We start from the raw sequence: 16303 nt of genomic DNA, 5'->3' as shown, positions 1-16303 counted from the left end.
GTCAGTGCCGTCGAGACATTCGGTGCGGTCCTGACGGGAGAACCCGCCGCAACGCTTCGGGCGACTCAAGGCCCCGCGTCAGAGGGGGCGGAAGCAGAGGCAGCGGCGGCGTCCTGACTGCACGCGCGACACAGCCCGAAGATCTCGAGCTGGTGGCTGACGGCGGTGAAGCCGTGCTCGGCGGCGATGCCGGAGGCCCAGCGTTCGACCGTCGGGCCCTCGACCTCGACGGTGCGTCCGCACCGTCGGCACACGAGGTGGTGGTGGTGCGTGGGGGAGCAGCTGCGGTAGACGGCTTCACCGTCGTCGGTGCGCAGCACGTCGACGGTGCCGTCCCCGGCGAGCGCCTGCAGGGTGCGGTACACCGTTGCGAGGCCGATCGTCTCACCGTCGGCGCGCAGCTTCGCGTGCAGATCCTGCGCGGAGCAGAACTCGCCGCAGCCGTCGAGCCTCTCGGCGACGGCGCGCTGCTGGCGTGTCGGTTTGCGCGCACTCATCGGACATCCGTCCAGACTCGTCGAAGCTCGAAGCGTCCTGCGCTGTCACACCGCATCATGCGTGCCTTTCGAGGTCTCGACGGCGGGTCGGTGGGCGTCCCAGTGGTCGCCGTGCGGCGCGTGGAACTCACCGTCGTGAAGGTAGTCGACGTGGTCGCCGTGAGGGACGGACGGGTGCCCGCAGCCCTGCCGGTGCTCGTGCGCGTGGTGCGCCACCCGTCGCGCCTGACGAGCGCGCACGGCGTGCACGGTCATCGCCACGAACGACGCGAGCAGGAACAGCGCGATCGCCGCGAGCACGACGGTACCGCCGGGCGGGGTGTCGAGGTAGTACGCGCTGGTGACGCCCAGCGCACCGCTGAGGCAGCCCACGACGACGGCTGCGGCCGTCGTCTGACGGAAGCTACGACCGATCAGCTGGCCCGTCGCGTTGGGCAGGATCATGAGCGCCGAGATGAGCAACAGGCCGATGACGCGCATCGACAACACGACCGTCACCGACGTCAGAATCGACAGCAGCAGATTGAGCGGCACGACGGGCAGCCCCACGGCCCGCGCGTACTCCTCGTCGTTGGCGACGGCGAACAGGCGCTTGCGCAGCACCGTCGTCGCGCCGACGGCGACGAGGGCGAGCGCGCCGAACTGCCACAGCTGGTCGCTCGTCGTCGTGAGGATCGAGCCGAACAGGTACTGACTGATCGACGTCTGCCCCGCGTTGTCGGCGCGTGAGAGCAGTACGACGCCCGCCGCGATACCGCCGTAGAACATGACGGCGAGGGCGACGTCGGCGTTCGTCGTCCCGCGCAGGCGGATGAACTCGATGATGCACGCCGCGACGACGGCCGCGATGAGCGCCGTCAGGATCGGCGAGGCGTGCAGGAGCACCCCGATCGCGACGCCGGCGAGCGCGACGTGGCCGATGCCGTCACCGATGAGCGACAGCCGTCGTTGCACGAGGAACACCCCGACGGACGGCGCGGCCGCCCCGACGAGCAGCGCGGCGACGAACGCGTATCGCATCGCCTCGAGGACGAACAGGTCACCCACGGTGGCCTCCGATCAGAGCGTGGAAGGGAGCGACGGGACGCACGGGCGCCCCATCAGAACACGTAGCGAGCGACTCAGCCACGACGATCCCCCTCCCTGAATCGCCCGTGATCGGGCGCGAACCTGGCGTCGTCGAAGGGTCCGCGCGCGTAGCCCGGCGCGTGGTGCGGCAGGTCCTCGGCGTGGTGGTCGTGGCCGCCGAGCGACGCCCCACCGAGCGACGCGCTGACGCGCTCGCCGTAGCGCGCGGGCGGTCCGTCGAACGTCACGGCGCCGTGCGCGACCTCGACGATGCGCGTGACGATGCCGTGCAGCGCCTCGATCTCGTGCGTGACGATGATCATCGTCACGCCACTCGCGGCGAGGCGCTCGAGCACCTCGGCGAGTACCTCCTGACTGGCGGTGTCGACGCCGGCCGTCGGCTCGTCCATGACGAGGATGTCGGGCTGCGCGGCCAGCGCGCGGGCGATGAGGACGCGTCGGTGCTGACCCCCGGAGAGGGTGGCGACGTCGTCGCGGGAGCGATCGGCGAGCCCGACCTCGGCGAGGGCCGCGGTGACGAGCCGGCGATCCACGGCGTCCGCGCGTCGGTACCAGGGCCGGTGCGGCAGGCGACCCACCTCGACGACCTCTTCCACCGTCGCGCGCACCGACGCCGACAGCGTGTGCCGCTGCGGCACGTAGCCGATGCGCGTGCGCGCCTTGAACGAAGATGCGGGCGTGCCGAACAGCTCGACCTGCCCGCTGACGTGGTCGTTGAGGCCGAGGATGCCGCGCATCAGCGTCGACTTGCCGGAGCCGTTCGGCCCGAGAACCGCGATGATCTCGCCGGGGTTCACCTCGAGCGAGACACCGCTGACGACCGCGCGGCCGTCGTAGCCGAACGCGGCGTCGCGCAGTCGCAGGATGGGGGAGACGCTCACGAGCAGCCCTGGCCCTTCTTCAATGTGGCGAGGTTGGATCTCATCACGGCGAGGTAGTCGCTGCCCTTGCTCGCGTCCGTCAACCCTTCGATCGGGTCGAGGACGTCGACGCGGGCGCCGGTCTGGGAGGCGATGGTCTGAGCCACCTTCGGCGAGACGAGGGTCTCAGCGTAGATCGTCGTCACCTTGTTCTTCTTCACGTAATCGCTGATCGACGACAGCTGCGCCGGCGTCGGCTCGGCCTCGGGGGAGACACCCGACGCGCCGCGCTGCGTCAGCCCATATCGTGCCGCGAGGTAGGCGAACGCCTCGTGGCCGGTCACGATCGTCCGGTTCGTGCAGTGAGCGAGGCCGCCACGGTACTCGGCATCGAGGGCATCGAGATCCTTGACGAGTGACGCGGTGCGCGTGTGGTATCCGTCGGCGTGCTCGGGGTCGTCCTTGGCGAGCCGGTCACCGATCGCCTGGACGACGGCCTTGTAGCGCACCGGGTCGAGCCAGAAGTGCGGGTCGGAACCGCCGGCATGGGAAGCGTGCTCGTGCTCGCTCTCGTCATGGTGGCCCTCCTCTTCGGCTGTGAGGTCGAGGTCGGCCTGCGGCGAGACGTCGAGTGCGCGCCCGGCCTTGGCGCTCGAGGCGACGGCGTCGTCGACGCTGGCCTGGAAGCCCTTCGCGTAGACGATGAGGCCGGCGTCCGCGACGGAGGCGACCTGGCGGGGCGTGAGCTCGACGTCGTGCGGCTCCTGGCCGGCCTTCGTCAGGTTCTTGACGGTGACGTCTGGTCCGCCGATGCGTTCGAGCGCGTACTGCATCGGATAGAAGCTCGCCAGTGTCTGGACGCGGCCGTCGTCGGTGCGCCCGTTCTCGGAGCCGCAGGCGGTGACGCCGAGCCCCAGGGCGGCGGTGAGAGCAACGGTGAACGAGCGACGCATGAACATGACAATGATTCTCACTCAAAGTGAGAATCATTGTCAAAACATGGGGTTACCTCGGGAACGCCAGCACGATCGTCACGCCCAGCGTCAGCACGATGACGGCGGCGCGCGCGAGGCGGTCGAGCGGGCGCAGCTGCTGCCACGACAGGTACAGCAGCCAGGTGAGGAAGGCGGTGACGAGGCCGAACGCGACGGCTCCGACGACGCCGCGCACCGCGATGCCGACGATCATGAGGACGGCGAGGACAGCGAGGATGACCCACTGCGGCAGGCGCGCCAGCGCCCCGATCGCCGGGTCGGAGGCGTGCATGGCCTTCGCGCGGCTCGTGCTGACGGAGACTTCGGGTCGTGGTTCGTTGCGTGACACGGCACCAGGGTAGTGGGCGCGGGCCGGGTGCTGCTCCAGTCGTCATGTCGCCCGCCTTGCGCGCGAGTGGGACACTGGAAGGCGATGACTGTTCTCGAAGCCCCTCCCGCACCCGGTGCGCTCGTGCGCGACCCGTCGGCGCTGCCGCCGCTGCAGATCGGACGGCACACCATCACCTCGCCCGTCGTACTCGCGCCGATGGCGGGCATCACCAACCGTGCGTTCCGGCGCCTGTGTCGTCAGTACGGCGATGACGGCTCCGTCGCCGCGGGTGCGAGCGGCGCGACGTCGCTCTACGTCAGCGAGATGATCACCTCGCGCGCTCTCGTCGAGCGCGTTCCGCTCACGATGAAGCTCATCGAGACCGACCCCGACGAGAACCCGCGCTCCATCCAGCTCTACTGCACCGACCCGCTCAACGCCGGCAAGGCGGCGCGCATCCTCGCCTCGGAGGGCCGTGCGGACCACATCGACCTCAACTTCGGCTGCCCGGTGCCCAAGGTGACGCGCAAGGGCGGCGGTTCCGCGCTGCCATGGAAGACCGAGCTGTTCCGCGGCATCGTCAGCGCCGTCGTGCGCGAGGCGAGCCCGTACGACATCCCCGTCACCGTCAAGATGCGCAAGGGCATCGACACCGATCACCTCACCTACCTCGAGGCGGCGCGCATCGCCGAGGGTGAGGGCGTCGCGGCCGTCGCGCTGCACGCCCGCACGGCCGCACAGGCGTACTCGGGCCACGCGGACTGGTCGGCGATCCGCACCCTCAAGGAGACCGTGACGAGCATCCCGGTGCTCGGAAACGGTGACATCTGGTCGGCCGAGGACGCCATGCGCATGGTCGCCGAGACAGGCTGCGACGGCGTCGTCGTCGGGCGCGGCTGCCTCGGACGGCCCTGGCTGTTCACCGACCTCGCCGCGGCCTTCGCCGGTTCCGACGCCCGCGTCGACCCGACGCTCGGTGAGGTCTGCGCGACGTTGCGCCGCCACGCGGAGTACCTCGTCGAGTTCTACGACGACGAGCTCAAGGGCTGCCGCGACATCCGCAAGCACATCGCCTGGTACTTCAAGGGCTTTCCGGTCGGCTCGCAGCTGCGTCATCAGCTCGCGCTCGTCGACTCCCTCGCCGCGCTCGACGACCTCGTCGCCGGGCTCGACCTCGACGCCCCGTGGCCCGGCGCTGCGGCGGACGGGCCGCGCGGTCGCGCGGGCAGCGAGCGACGCGTCGTCCTGCCCGACGGGTGGCTCGACACGCAGGAGCTCACCGCCGAACAGGCCGCCTGGGTGGCCGAGGCGGAGGCGGAGAACTCCGGGGGCTGACACGCCAGGCGTGTCACGGATCACATCACCCCGGTAGTTCATCGCCCCGTTGCACGCTCGGCATCCAGGAGGACTACCGTGGAGAACAAAGCGTCGCGATGCGGCGCGCCAGCAACACGACACATCAGCGCGTAAGGGGCATGTGGTGAACAACGTGGAGGGCGCGAAGAGCGCATCCGATTCCGTCGACGTCCTGCTCGTCGGCGGCGGCATCGTCAGCGCGACGCTCGGTGCCATGATCCAGCGGGTGCACCCCGAGTGGTCGCTCACCGTCTTCGAACGTCTCGACGAGGTCGCCCTCGAGAGCTCGAACGGCTGGAACAACGCGGGCACCGGCCACGCCGCGCTGTGCGAGCTCAACTACACGCCCGAGGCGGCCGACGGCAGCGTCAACATCTCGAAGGCCATTGCGATCAACGGCCAGTTCCTCACGACGAAGACGTTCTGGGGTTCCCTCGTCACCGAGGGCGCGATGCGTGAGCCGTCGACGTTCATCAACAACACGCCGCACATGGCGTTCGTGCGCGGCGATGCGAACCAGAAGTTCCTGCGCGAGCGCTTCCGCCTCATGAGCGAGCACCCGTTCTTCCACGACATGGAGCACTCGGAGGACTACGGCCAGATCGAGCAGTGGTCGCCGCTGCTCATCGAGGGCCGCCCGGCCGGTGAGAAGATCGCCGCGACCTACGCCCCGAGCGGCACCGACGTCGACTTCGGCGCCGTCACCCGTCAGCTGTTCGAGGACTTCGTCGCCCGCGGCGGCGCACTCGAGCTCAAGCACGAGGTCACCGACATCGAGCGCAATGCCGACGGCTCGTGGAACGTCACCGTCAAGAACCTGCGGGACGGCGCGACGCGCGTCGTGCGCACGAAGGTGCTCATGCTCGGCGCGGGCGGTTACACGCTCAAGCTGCTGCGCAAGGCCGGGGTGCCCGAGGTGAAGGGCTACGGTTTGTTCCCCGTCTCCGGCACGTTCCTGTCGACCGAGAACCCGGCCGTCACCGCCAAGCACCAGACGAAGGTGTACGGCAAGGCCGCCGAGGGCGCGCCGCCCATGTCGATGCCGCACCTCGATGCACGCATCATCGACGGCCAGCGCACCGCGCTGTTCGGCCCGTTCGCCGGTCTCGTGCCGAAGTTCCTCAAGGAGGGCTCGGTTCTCGACCTCTTCCAGTCGCTGCGCACCGACAACGTGCTGCCGATCGCGACCGCCGGCCTTGAGAACCTCGGCCTGACGAAAGTGCTCGCGCAGGATCTGCTCGCGAACCAGGCCAAGCGCATCGAGGCGCTGCACGACTTCGCGCCGACGGCCGTCTCGGACGACTGGAAGCTGTTCACCGCCGGCCAGCGCGCGCAGATCATCAAGCCCATCTCGGGCACGAAGGGCACGCTGCAGTTCGGCACCGAGGTGATCACCTCCGCGAACGGCACGATCGCGGGTGTGCTAGGCGCGTCGCCGGGTGCGTCGACCGCCGTCCCGATCGCGCTCGACATCCTGCGTTCGTCGTTCAAGGACGAATGGGAGCGTTGGGAGAACGAGCTGCGCAGCGTCATCCCGATGCTCGGCACCGACGTTGCGAGCGACCCCCACCGCGCGCTCGAACTCGAGGCCGAGGCTGACACGAAGCTGGGTCTGCCCAAGCGCGGCTGACCCACGCTGACACGACGAACGGCCGGCCCCTGCACGAGCGGGGGCCGGCCGTTCGCGTCTGTCACGGGTGGGGCAGCGAAGGGTGCGAGATCGCCGAGGGGCGCGACGGCTCGGTTCAGTCGCGTTCGACGGGTCGTTCGGGGTCGCTGATCCAGTCCGACCACGACCCGATGTAGACCGCCGGGTCGTCGAACACGCCGCTCACCTCGAGCGCGAGCGCGAGATGCGCGGCCTGCACGCCGGAGCCGCAGTAGACCCCGACGCGTTCATGACGTGGGATGCCACGCGCGGTGAAGCGCGTGGCGAGGTCGTCGCTCGTGAGAAAGCAGCCGTCGGCGCCGATGTTGCTCAGCGCCGGGATGTTGACGGCGCCGGGGATGTGCCCGGCGACCGGGTCGATCGTCTCGTTCTGGCCGGCGAAGCGGTCGGCGGGGCGGGCGTCGACGAGCAGGTGACGCGCGGCGAGCTCCTCCGCGCCGTCGGCATCGACGAGAGTGAGGTGGCGGGGCGTCGCGATGAAGTCACCGCGTTGCGTTGGCGTCGGATCGCCCCCCTCGAGCGCCCCGCCGGCCTGCTTCCACGCGGCGAGACCGCCGTCGAGCACCTGCACGTCGAGCTTGCCGAAATAGCGCAGCAACCACCAGCAGCGGGCCGCGGCGAGGCCGTTCGCGGCGTCGTAGACAACGACGGGCACATCGTTGCGGACGCCGGCGGCGCGCATCGCGTCCTGGAACCGATCGAGCGACGGCATCGGATGACGCCCGCCCGCGCCGTCGTCGCTGACCGCGTCGCTGAGGGCGTCCTCGAACTCAACCCAGCAGGCGCCGGGCAGGTGTGCGTGCAGGTACGCCTCGTGCATCGAGGGCTGCCCGAGCGCCCACCGCACGTCGAGCAGGTGGAAGCGTTCGCCGGCTTCTAGGCGTGCGGCGAGTCGGTGAGCTGACACGAGCGGGTGCGGCAGGTGCGTCATGCTGTCAGCGTAGCGAGCCGGGGCCCGGCGTGGCGCCCGATGCGACGGCTGTTGTCGGCGTCGTGTGGCACGCTTTAGGCATGTGCCGCAACATCCGCCCGCTCAACAACTTCGCGCCCCCCGCGACTGACGAGGAGGTGCGTGCCGCAGCCCTGCAGTACGTGCGCAAGATCGGCGGCTCGGCCAAGCCGTCGAGCGCCAACGAAGCCGCCTACGAGCGCGCCGTCGACGTCATCGCGCAGGCCTCGCGCGAGCTGATCGACTCTCTCGTGACGAGCGCGCCGCCCAAGGACCGCGAGGTCGAGGCGAGCAAGGCGCGCGCCCGCGCGGCGCAGCGCTACGCGGCGGTGGCGAGCTGATGGCCGACATCATCGTCGAACCCGTCGGCGAGGCCGAGCAGACCGTTCTCGACGGCTGGCTCGATGACGCGGCGCGCTGGAACATAGACGTCACCGACGTCGCGACGATCGACGCGGCGTACGAGAGTTACGTCGACCGGGTCATCGCGCAGGACGAGACCGAGCGCGAGGATCCGACGCCGTTCGTCGCGATGATCGGCTTCGCGCTGGGGCAGTGGTTGACCCTGGAGACGGTGCTCGAGTGGCGGGTCATCACGGACGCCGAGGGCCGCGACATCGGGCTGTCGCTGCCGGACGAGTCGAGCATCATGTTCCCGAGCGACTTCGTCGCCGATGCCTGGAACGAGATGCAGCGCGACTGGCTCGCCGACTGGGCACGCGACCTACGCACGCAGCTCGAGGTGCTTCGCTGAGCACGTACGCGGCGCGCGATCGGGAGCGCTTCGTCGCGGAGGATCGCACCCGCAAGCGCAGTGATCGTGACGACTTCGCGCGCGATCGAGCGCGCATCGTGCACAGCGCCTCGCTGCGGAGGCTGTCGACGAAGACGCAGGTGTGGCAGGCCGGGACGGACGACTTCGTGCGCAACCGGTTGACGCACTCGCTCGAGGTCGCGCAGATCGGGCGCGAACTCGCGGACGCGCTCGGTTGCAACTCGGACGTCGTCGACGCCGCATGTCTCGCGCACGACATCGGCCACCCGCCGTTCGGGCACTTCGGCGAGAGCGTGCTCGACGCGCTCGCGGCCGACATCGGCGGGTTCGAGGGCAACGCGCAGACCTTCCGGCTGCTGACGCGCCTCGAGGCGAAGCGGCACACCTCGGGAGGGCGCTCCGTCGGGCTCAATCTCACGCGCGCGACGCTGGATGCGGCGACGAAGTACCCGTGGCGCCGTGGCGAGGGCCCGGCGGGCACCACGAAGTTCGGTGTCTACGAAGACGACGCGGACGTCTTCGCGTTCGTGCGCACCGAGGCGCCGGCACGCACGTGCCTCGAGGCGCAGGTCATGGACTGGGCCGACGACGTCGCCTACAGCGTCCATGACATCGAGGACGCCGTCGCGGCCGGTGCGCTGGAGTTGCGGGCGTTGCGCTCGCCGGCTGAGCGTGCCGGCGTCATCGCCGCGGCGCGCGCCCGGTACGCGCCCGATCTGAGTGATGACGCGCTCGCGGAGGCCTTCGACGCCCTGCTGCACGACGACCTGCCGGCATCGTTCGTCGGTTCGCGCCGCGATCTGGCGGCGTTGAAGGACATGACGAGCAAGCTCATCGGCCGTTTCGCAGCGGCACCCGAGGACGCCACGCGCGCCGCGTACGGCCACCAGCCGCTCGCGCGGTACGACGCTGTGCTCGTCGTGCCCGACGACGTGCGTGCACAGGTCGCGGTCCTCAAGGGAATGTCGGCGCACTTCGTCATGTTCACGCAGGCACGCGAGGCGCAGCACCGGGTGCAGCGCGAGGTCGTCGAGTCACTCGTCGCCCGTCTCGTCGCTGATCCCGAGCGCATGGACGTACCTTTTCTCGACGACGCGCGCGCCGCGGCCGACGATGCCGGCGTGCTCCGCGTCGTCATCGACCAGGTCGCGTCGTTGACGGACGGGCGAGCGCTCGCGGAGGCGGCGCACGCCCCGTCGTGACGATCGGATGGGGTTGTCGGTGGCCGCGCCTACACTTACGGTGCGTGCCGAGCCGGCCGTGGCCGGGCATCGCGTGAGGTGGGAAGGAGTGACGTGGCGGGGCTGATCAAGGCAGAGGACATCGCTGCCGTGAAGGATCGCGTCAACATCGAGGACGTCGTCTCCGAGCACGTGACGCTGCGGCGCGCGGGCGCCGGTTCGCTCAAGGGGTTGTGCCCGTTCCACGACGAGAAGACGCCGAGCTTCACCGTGCGTCCCGCCGTCGGTGTCTATCACTGTTTCGGGTGCGGTCAGTCGGGTGACGTCATCTCGTTCGTCATGGAGACCGAGCACCTGTCGTTCACCGAGTCCGTCGAGCGCCTCGCCGCGAAGGCCGGGATGGTGCTGCGTTACGAGGAGGGCGAGCGGCCCGACCGTGAGCCGCCGGGGCGGCGCATGCGGCTCGTCGAGGCGCACCGCGTGGCGGAGGAGTTCTACACCGAGGCGCTGCTTCGCGACCCGTCTGCCCGCGCCGGGCGGGATTTCCTGCGCGCCAAGGGTTTCGACGGCAAGGCCGCGCAGCACTTCGGCGTCGGCTTCGCGCCACGCACCGGCGACGCGCTGACGGCGCACCTGCGCGCCAAGGGTTTCAGCCCCGAGGAGATGACGACTGCCGGGCTCGTCGGTCAGTCGTCGCGGGGCCTCTACGACCGGTTCCGTGGCCGCGTCGTCTGGCCGATCCGCGACATCACGGGCGACACCGTCGGCTTCGGCGCGCGCCGCATCTTCGAAGACGACCGCATCGAGGCGAAGTACCTCAACACGAGCGAGACGCCGGTCTACAAGAAGACCCACGTCCTGTACGGGTTGGACCTCGCGAAGAAGACGATCGCGCGCGAGCGACGCGCTGTCGTCGTCGAGGGCTACACCGACGTCATGGCCGCGCACCTCGCGGGCGTCGACAATGCCGTCGCGACGTGTGGCACGGCGTTCGGCGTGGATCACATCAAGTCGTTGCGTCGCATCATGCGTGACGAGGCCGGGGGCACCCCCGCGCGCGTCATCTTCACGTTCGACGGTGACGCCGCCGGCCAGAAGGCGGCGATGAAGGCGTTCGACGAGGATCAGCGCTGGGCGAGCCAGTCGTTCGTCGCCGTCGCGAAGGACGGGATGGACCCGTGCGACCTGCGCCTGCGCCAGGGCGATGAGGCGGTGCGCGGTCTCATCGAAGACGCGGTGCCGATGTTCGAGTTCGCCGTGCGCACGACGATCGCGGGGTTCGACCTCGACCACGCGGAGGGGCGCGTCGCCGCCATGCGCGCGGTGGCCCCCATCATCGCCGGCATCCGTGACCAGACGCTGCGGCCCGAGTACGTGCGCACGGTCGCCGGGTGGATCGGAGTCGAGATCGAGCAGCTCAGCGCAGCCGTGCGCACCGCGCCGCGCGGCAAGCTGAGCGAGCGACGCCCGCCGCGGCGGGAGGAGTCGCCGGCCGCATCGCGGCAGGGTTCTCAGCAGCCATCGTCGGGCCCCGGCGGTGGGCAGCGCGAGGGCCAGAGCGTGTCGGAGGCCGCTGAGCCGCAGCGTCCGAGCATCCCGAAGCCGAACCCGCGTGATCCGTCGATCGCGGGGGAGCGGCAGCTGTTGCAGGTGATGCTGCAGTACCCGGAGTCGTTGAAGGGCACCGTGTTCGATCAGCTCGTACCGGGGGACTTCAGCGCGCCGGCGCACCAGCTCATCCTGGCGGCGGCGATCGTGGCCGGCGGACCGGGTTCCGTGGCGTCGATCGGGGCGTGGAACGAGGCCGTGCGGCGCGGCACCGACCCGCAGCTGCATGACGTGCTCAACGAGCTCGTCGTCCGTGACCTGCCGACGAAACTCGACGAGGCGACGGGCCGCCCGGATGAGCGTTATGTCGCGGCGCTCATCCAGAACGTGCAGGAGGGCGCGCTCAGCTCGGCGATCGCCGATGCCATGGGGCAGCTTCGCCGGCTCGACCCGAACGCGCCGGGTTACGCAGACGCCTCCCGTGCAGCGAGTGCGCACCTGTTCCAGTTGCAGACGCAGCTCAACGCGCTGCGCGAGGCCGGTCTGAGATAGGTGCCCCGGGCGAGCGCAAGGCTGCGATTGTGAACGCGCGTCTAACCTTTGCTATAGTTACGGCGCGCCAAACGTTCGGGTGAGAGCCTGAACCGCTGGGTCGAGCATTCCCCTATAGCTCAATTGGCAGAGCATTCGACTGTTAATCGGAGGGTTCTTGGTTCGAGTCCAAGTGGGGGAGCATCACCGAGAACCGCCTCGTATCACCATGATACGGGGCGGTTCTCGCATGCTGTGGCGGCTCGTGCGCCGCTGAGCGCGTCCTGACGCAACACGACGCGGGGGCCTCGACCGATCATGGTCGAGGCCCCCGCGTCGTGTGCGCGAACGTCAGGTCGTGTGTTGCTCGCCGAAGTTGACGCCCGGGGCGCCGGTGACGGCGACCCCGGCGGTCACGCCCGCGCCCGGCCCGTCGCCGTGTTCGCCCGCGCCGGCTGCCTGCCCGCGGTTCTGCAGGCGCTTCTCGACGAGGACGGCGATCTTCGAGATCGTGTAGTTGAGCGCGATGTAGATGAGCGCCACGACGAAGATCATCGGCACGATGTTCGCCGACGAGACCGCGGCGTTCTTGGCCTTGTAGAGCATCTCGCCGTAGAGCACGTTGTACCCCAGCGCGGTGTCCTTGAGCACGACGACGAGCTGGCTGATGAGCGTCGGCATCATCGCGGTGATCGCCTGCGGCAGCAGGATCGAGCGCAGGGTCTGCGTCTGTGTCAGACCGACGGACAGACCCCCCTCACGCTGCCCGTTCGGCAGCTGGTCGACGCCGGAGCGGATGACCTCGGCGACGACCGCACCGTTGTAGATGACGAGGGCGACGACCGTCGCGATGAACGGGTTGTTGTCGTTGTCACCGCGGGTCGAGAGCCAGCCGTAGACGAACAGCATCATGAGCAACACGGGCACGGCGCGGCCCAGCTCGACGATGACGCCGGCGACCCACCGCAGGGGCCGCACATGCGACATGCGGGCCATCGCGAAGACGATGCCGAAGACGGCGGCGCCGATCATGGCGGTGCCGGCGGCCTTCAACGTGCCGAGCAGGCCCGGCAGGATGTAGTCCTGCCACGTCGAGGCCTCGAGGAACGGCTTCCACATGGCCGAGGTGAGCTGGCCCTTGTCGTCGAGACGGCGGTAGACGAGCCACAGCAGGCCGAGAAGGACGAGGGCGCCGAGCACCGTCAGGACGGCGTGTCGCCGGCGGGCCTTCGGGCCCGGGGCGTCGAAGAGAACTCCGCTACTCATCGCTTCACCGCCAGTTTCTTGCCGAGGTAGCCGACGAGCAGACCCGTCGGCAGGGTCAGTGCCACGAAGGCGAGGGCCGAGGCGGAGAACGCCTGGTTGAGCAGGCCCGGGTCGTCCTCGGTCACCTTCGCCAGCATCGCGGCCATCTCCATGACGCCGATGACGACGGCGACCGTGGTGTTCTTCGTCAGCGCGATGAGCGCGTTGCCGAGGGGGACGATCGCGCCGCGGAACGCCTGCGGCAGGATGACCTCACGCAGTGACTGGCTGAACGTGAGCCCGATCGAACGCGCGGCCTCGGCCTGCCCGAGCGGGATCGTGTTGACGCCGGAACGCAGCGCCTCGCAGACGTAGGCGGCGTGGTACACCGTCAGGCCGAGCACCGCCAGGCGGAAGTTGTTCGTCGTGAAGAAGTCGGGGCTCTTGCTGTCCGCGAGCTCGACGCCGAGCTTGGCCCACAGCACGAGGTTGCACGACAGGATGATGAGCGTCAGGGGAGTGTTGCGGAAGATGTTGATGTAGGACGTGCCGAGGAAGCGCAGCATCGGCACCGGCGACATGCGCAGGACGGCGACGAGCGTGCCGAGGACGAGGGAGCCCACGGCAGCCACGAGGGTCAGCTTGATCGTCATCCACAACGCGTCGAGCAGATGATAATCGCTGAAAAGCGTTGACATGCAAGGCCTTTCAATGGGTGACGGTGACGGGCGCGGCGGGTGCCGCGCCCGACACCGCGCGTGGATCAGGAGCAGGCTGCCGGCTTCGGCGGGTTGAGCTTCGTGTCGTAGCGGAAGTCGGCGCCGAGGTTCGACTCGACGGCCTTCTTCCACTCACCGGAGTCGACCATCTTCGTGATGGCCTTGTTGACCTTCTCGCAGGTGTCCTTGTCGCCCTTCTTGAGGCCGACGCCGTACTTCTCCTCGGTGAAGGCATCGCCGACGAGCTTGAACTTGCCCTTGTAGGCATCCTGGTTGGCGTAGCCGGCGAGGATCGTGTTGTCCGTCGTCATCGCGTCGATGGCGCCGGAGGCGAGCGCGTCCGCGCACTCGGAGTACTTGTCGTACTGCTGGGGGACGAGGTTCGGCTGCTGCTTCTTCAGGTTGTCGACCGACGTCGAGCCGGTGACGGAGCAGACCTTCTTGCCCGCGAGGTCCTTGACGCTCTTGATGTCGCTGTCCGCCTTCGTCAGGACCGACTGGCCGGCGACGAAGTAGGGGCCGCCGAAGGAGACCTGCTGCTTGCGCTTGTCGGTGATCGAGTACGTGGCGAAGATCATCTTGACGGTGCCCGCCTCGAGCATCTTCTCGCGCTGCTTGGAGGGCGACTCGACGAAGTCGATCTTGTCCTCGCCGTAGCCCATCTCCTTCGCGACGTACTTGGCGACGTCGACGTCGAGGCCCTTGTAGTCCGAGCCGGCCTTGAGTCCGAGGCCGGGCTGGTCGTACTTGATGCCGATCTTGATCTTGTCGCCCGAGCCGGACGAGCTCTTGTCGTCGCTGCCGCCACAGGCCGTCAGGCCGAGGGCGAGGGCGGCGACACCTGCGGTGGCGATGGCACGCTTCATGTCTGTTTCCTCCTGGGTTTGCTGACGGCCTGCGTCAGTGGGTGAGAATCTTGCCGAGGAAGTCCCGGGCACGATCGGTCGTCGGGTTGCTGAAGAACTGTTCGGGGGCCGCCTGCTCGAGGATGGCGCCGTCCGCCATGAAGATCACGCGGTCGGCGGCGCGGCGGGCGAAGCCCATCTCGTGGGTGACGCAGATCATCGTCATGCCGTCGGCGGCGAGCTGCGCCATGACGTCGAGGACCTCGTTGATCATCTCGGGGTCGAGCGCTGACGTCGGCTCGTCGAAGAGCATCACCTTCGGTTCCATCGCGAGGGAGCGGGCGATGGCGACGCGTTGCTGCTGGCCGCCGGAGAGCTGGGCCGGGAACTTCTTCGCCTGGTGGGCGACACCGACGCGTTCGAGCAGCTCCATCGCCTTCGCCTCCGCGTCGGCCTTGCTCTGCTTGCGGACCTTGATGGGGCCGAGGGTGACATTGTCGAGAATCGTCTTGTGGGCGAACAGGTTGAACGACTGGAACACCATGCCGACGTCGGCGCGCAGCTTCGCCAGCGCCGCGCCCTCCTCGGGCAGCGCCTTGCCGTCGATCGTGATCGTTCCGGACTCGATCGTCTCGAGCCGGTTGATCGTGCGGCACAGCGTCGACTTGCCGGATCCCGAGGGGCCGAGCACGACGACGACCTCACCGCGATTGACGCTCAGGTCGATGTCCTTGAGGACGTGCAGGTCGCCGAAGTGCTTGTTCACTCCGTCGAGCACGACGAGGGGTTCGCCTCGCTGGGCGGTGATGTCACTGTGCGCTGGGGCAGTGGTGGCTCCGGTCATGGCAGTGATCGTAGTCACGCCCACAGGCCGCTACGGCGCCGCCGCGCTCATTCGTGACCTAATTGCTACACATGAGCGTGGATAGGTTGTCGATATCTACTGACCCGTCAGATCCCGCAGCACCCGCGCTCGTCTCACGCTGTTGACGACTCACGACCCCGGCTCCACCTGGTGGCCGGGGTCGCGAGCGAATCTGTGAGTGTCTCAGGCGGCGAGGACGCGTTGTGACGCTGCCGCGCGCTGCGCCGACTGGATCAGGGCGCGCGACGAACCCGACGTGAGCGTGCCGGTGAGCGACATCGTCAGCACCGGGGAACCGTCGACGCTCGTGAGCTGGAGGCCGACGCGCACACCGTCAACGTCGAGGTGGGCGCGCAGCTGCCCGACCGTCTCGGTCGGGATGCCGTCGATGACGAGCCGCCCCTGGACGTGCCTGCCCTCGGCGCCGGTGACGAACATGCCGAGGCGCTCGCCGTCATGGACGATCTCGGCGATGTGCGCGACGGGGGTGTCGTCCTCCTCGAGGACCCAGTAGATACGGGGCGCGACGGCGTCGCGGGCCGGCTGCGCGAGCATGAGGACGCGGCCGTCCGTGCGGCCACAGGCGGCGAGAACGTCACGCTTACGCGCGGCGAACTCATCCGCGGTGAACGCGCCGAGGTCGTACGAGCGGAAGCCATGCGCCCACCGGGAGAGGCGTACGGGCAGGGCGAGGTCGGCGAGCCACAGTTCAGCTGCCTGGGTAGAGCTGACGGGCAGCGGCGCCGTCCAGGTCTGGTGCAGCCGCAGGCGGGCCAGTGCGGGCAGGCTCAGACCAAGGTCACTGAAAGATGTGTCGGTCTCGAGTGCCGTGCTCATGGTCGCCCCCTTCTGGTCGGCAGCTGCGGCGG

The 16303-nt window shown here is 69.1% G+C and carries 17 protein-coding genes and 1 tRNA gene; 7 read left to right on the top strand and 11 right to left on the bottom strand.

Annotated features, from left to right (window positions below):
• Positions 1-65: 65 nt before the first annotated feature.
• From EDC82_RS08660 to EDC82_RS08640, 5 genes are all read right to left on the bottom strand, one after another.
• On the bottom strand, positions 66-497 hold the full coding sequence (locus tag EDC82_RS08660) for a Fur family transcriptional regulator (protein ID WP_006944276.1): 432 nt from the start codon (positions 495-497) through the stop codon (positions 66-68).
• Between the two features lie 45 nt (positions 498-542).
• Positions 543-1544: a metal ABC transporter permease gene (locus tag EDC82_RS08655; RefSeq protein ID WP_006944160.1), complete on the bottom strand. Its 1002-nt coding sequence runs from the start codon at positions 1542-1544 to the stop codon at positions 543-545.
• Positions 1545-1618: 74 nt separating this feature from the next.
• Positions 1619-2467 carry a metal ABC transporter ATP-binding protein gene (locus tag EDC82_RS08650; RefSeq protein ID WP_006944281.1) on the bottom strand — a complete coding sequence of 283 codons (849 nt, stop codon included), beginning with the start codon at positions 2465-2467 and terminating at the stop codon, positions 1619-1621.
• The gene (locus tag EDC82_RS08645; RefSeq protein WP_040014392.1) at positions 2464-3405 is read right to left on the bottom strand and encodes a metal ABC transporter substrate-binding protein; all 942 of its coding nucleotides are present in this window, start codon (positions 3403-3405) and stop codon (positions 2464-2466) included. The genes EDC82_RS08650 and EDC82_RS08645 overlap by 4 nt, the downstream gene beginning before the upstream one ends.
• Positions 3406-3451: 46 nt before the next feature.
• The gene (locus tag EDC82_RS08640; RefSeq protein ID WP_131941172.1) at positions 3452-3769 is read right to left on the bottom strand and encodes a DUF6703 family protein; all 318 of its coding nucleotides are present in this window, start codon (positions 3767-3769) and stop codon (positions 3452-3454) included.
• A gap of 84 nt (positions 3770-3853) precedes the next feature.
• Between EDC82_RS08640 and dusB the strand changes: the two genes are divergently transcribed.
• Together dusB and mqo are read left to right on the top strand one after the other, a co-directional pair.
• A complete protein-coding gene (gene dusB / locus EDC82_RS08635) occupies positions 3854-5086 on the top strand; it encodes a tRNA dihydrouridine synthase DusB (protein ID WP_006944180.1) in 1233 nt (410 codons plus the stop codon).
• A 154-nt stretch (positions 5087-5240) separates the two neighbouring features.
• On the top strand, positions 5241-6737 hold the full coding sequence (gene mqo / locus EDC82_RS08630; protein WP_131942039.1) for a malate dehydrogenase (quinone): 1497 nt from the start codon (positions 5241-5243) through the stop codon (positions 6735-6737).
• A 115-nt stretch (positions 6738-6852) separates the two neighbouring features.
• On the opposite strand, the gene EDC82_RS08625 is transcribed toward mqo, so the two are convergent.
• Positions 6853-7707, bottom strand: a complete 855-nt coding sequence (locus EDC82_RS08625) for a sulfurtransferase (RefSeq protein ID WP_006944323.1) — start codon at positions 7705-7707, stop codon at positions 6853-6855.
• 80 nt (positions 7708-7787) lie between these two features.
• Here EDC82_RS08625 and EDC82_RS08620 point away from each other — a divergent pair, with 80 nt between their 5' ends.
• The 5 genes from EDC82_RS08620 (at position 7788) to EDC82_RS08600 (ending at position 11962) form a co-directional block, all read left to right on the top strand.
• Positions 7788-8066, top strand: a complete 279-nt coding sequence (locus tag EDC82_RS08620) for a DUF2277 domain-containing protein (RefSeq protein ID WP_040014394.1) — start codon at positions 7788-7790, stop codon at positions 8064-8066.
• On the top strand, positions 8066-8479 hold the full coding sequence (locus EDC82_RS14940) for a DUF3806 domain-containing protein (protein ID WP_006944331.1): 414 nt from the start codon (positions 8066-8068) through the stop codon (positions 8477-8479). The genes EDC82_RS08620 and EDC82_RS14940 overlap by 1 nt, the downstream gene beginning before the upstream one ends.
• On the top strand, positions 8437-9702 hold the full coding sequence (locus tag EDC82_RS08610; RefSeq protein ID WP_369815077.1) for a deoxyguanosinetriphosphate triphosphohydrolase: 1266 nt from the start codon (positions 8437-8439) through the stop codon (positions 9700-9702). The genes EDC82_RS14940 and EDC82_RS08610 overlap by 43 nt, the downstream gene beginning before the upstream one ends.
• A gap of 93 nt (positions 9703-9795) precedes the next feature.
• The gene (gene dnaG, locus EDC82_RS08605) at positions 9796-11781 is read left to right on the top strand and encodes a DNA primase (RefSeq protein WP_131941170.1); all 1986 of its coding nucleotides are present in this window, start codon (positions 9796-9798) and stop codon (positions 11779-11781) included.
• A 108-nt stretch (positions 11782-11889) separates the two neighbouring features.
• A tRNA-Asn gene (locus tag EDC82_RS08600) sits at positions 11890-11962 on the top strand.
• Positions 11963-12111: 149 nt separating this feature from the next.
• On the opposite strand, the gene EDC82_RS08595 is transcribed toward EDC82_RS08600, so the two are convergent.
• From EDC82_RS08595 to EDC82_RS08575, 5 genes are all read right to left on the bottom strand, one after another.
• Positions 12112-13026, bottom strand: a complete 915-nt coding sequence (locus EDC82_RS08595) for an amino acid ABC transporter permease (protein WP_038568648.1) — start codon at positions 13024-13026, stop codon at positions 12112-12114.
• Entirely contained in the window at positions 13023-13703 is a 681-nt protein-coding gene (locus EDC82_RS08590) for an amino acid ABC transporter permease (protein ID WP_038568646.1), read from the bottom strand. Before EDC82_RS08590 ends, EDC82_RS08595 begins: the two co-directional genes overlap by 4 nt.
• Before the next feature lie 65 nt (positions 13704-13768).
• On the bottom strand, positions 13769-14590 hold the full coding sequence (locus EDC82_RS08585; protein WP_006944204.1) for a glutamate ABC transporter substrate-binding protein: 822 nt from the start codon (positions 14588-14590) through the stop codon (positions 13769-13771).
• A 34-nt stretch (positions 14591-14624) separates the two neighbouring features.
• Entirely contained in the window at positions 14625-15413 is a 789-nt protein-coding gene (locus EDC82_RS08580; RefSeq protein ID WP_006944163.1) for an amino acid ABC transporter ATP-binding protein, read from the bottom strand.
• A gap of 204 nt (positions 15414-15617) precedes the next feature.
• Positions 15618-16271: a hypothetical protein gene (locus EDC82_RS08575; RefSeq protein WP_131941168.1), complete on the bottom strand. Its 654-nt coding sequence runs from the start codon at positions 16269-16271 to the stop codon at positions 15618-15620.
• Positions 16272-16303: the final 32 nt, after the last annotated feature.

The organism is Dermacoccus sp. SAI-028 (genome assembly GCF_004346775.1).
Classification (GTDB): Bacteria; Actinomycetota; Actinomycetes; order Actinomycetales; family Dermatophilaceae; genus Dermacoccus; species Dermacoccus nishinomiyaensis.
This window is presented reverse-complemented; position numbering and strand designations above follow the sequence as displayed.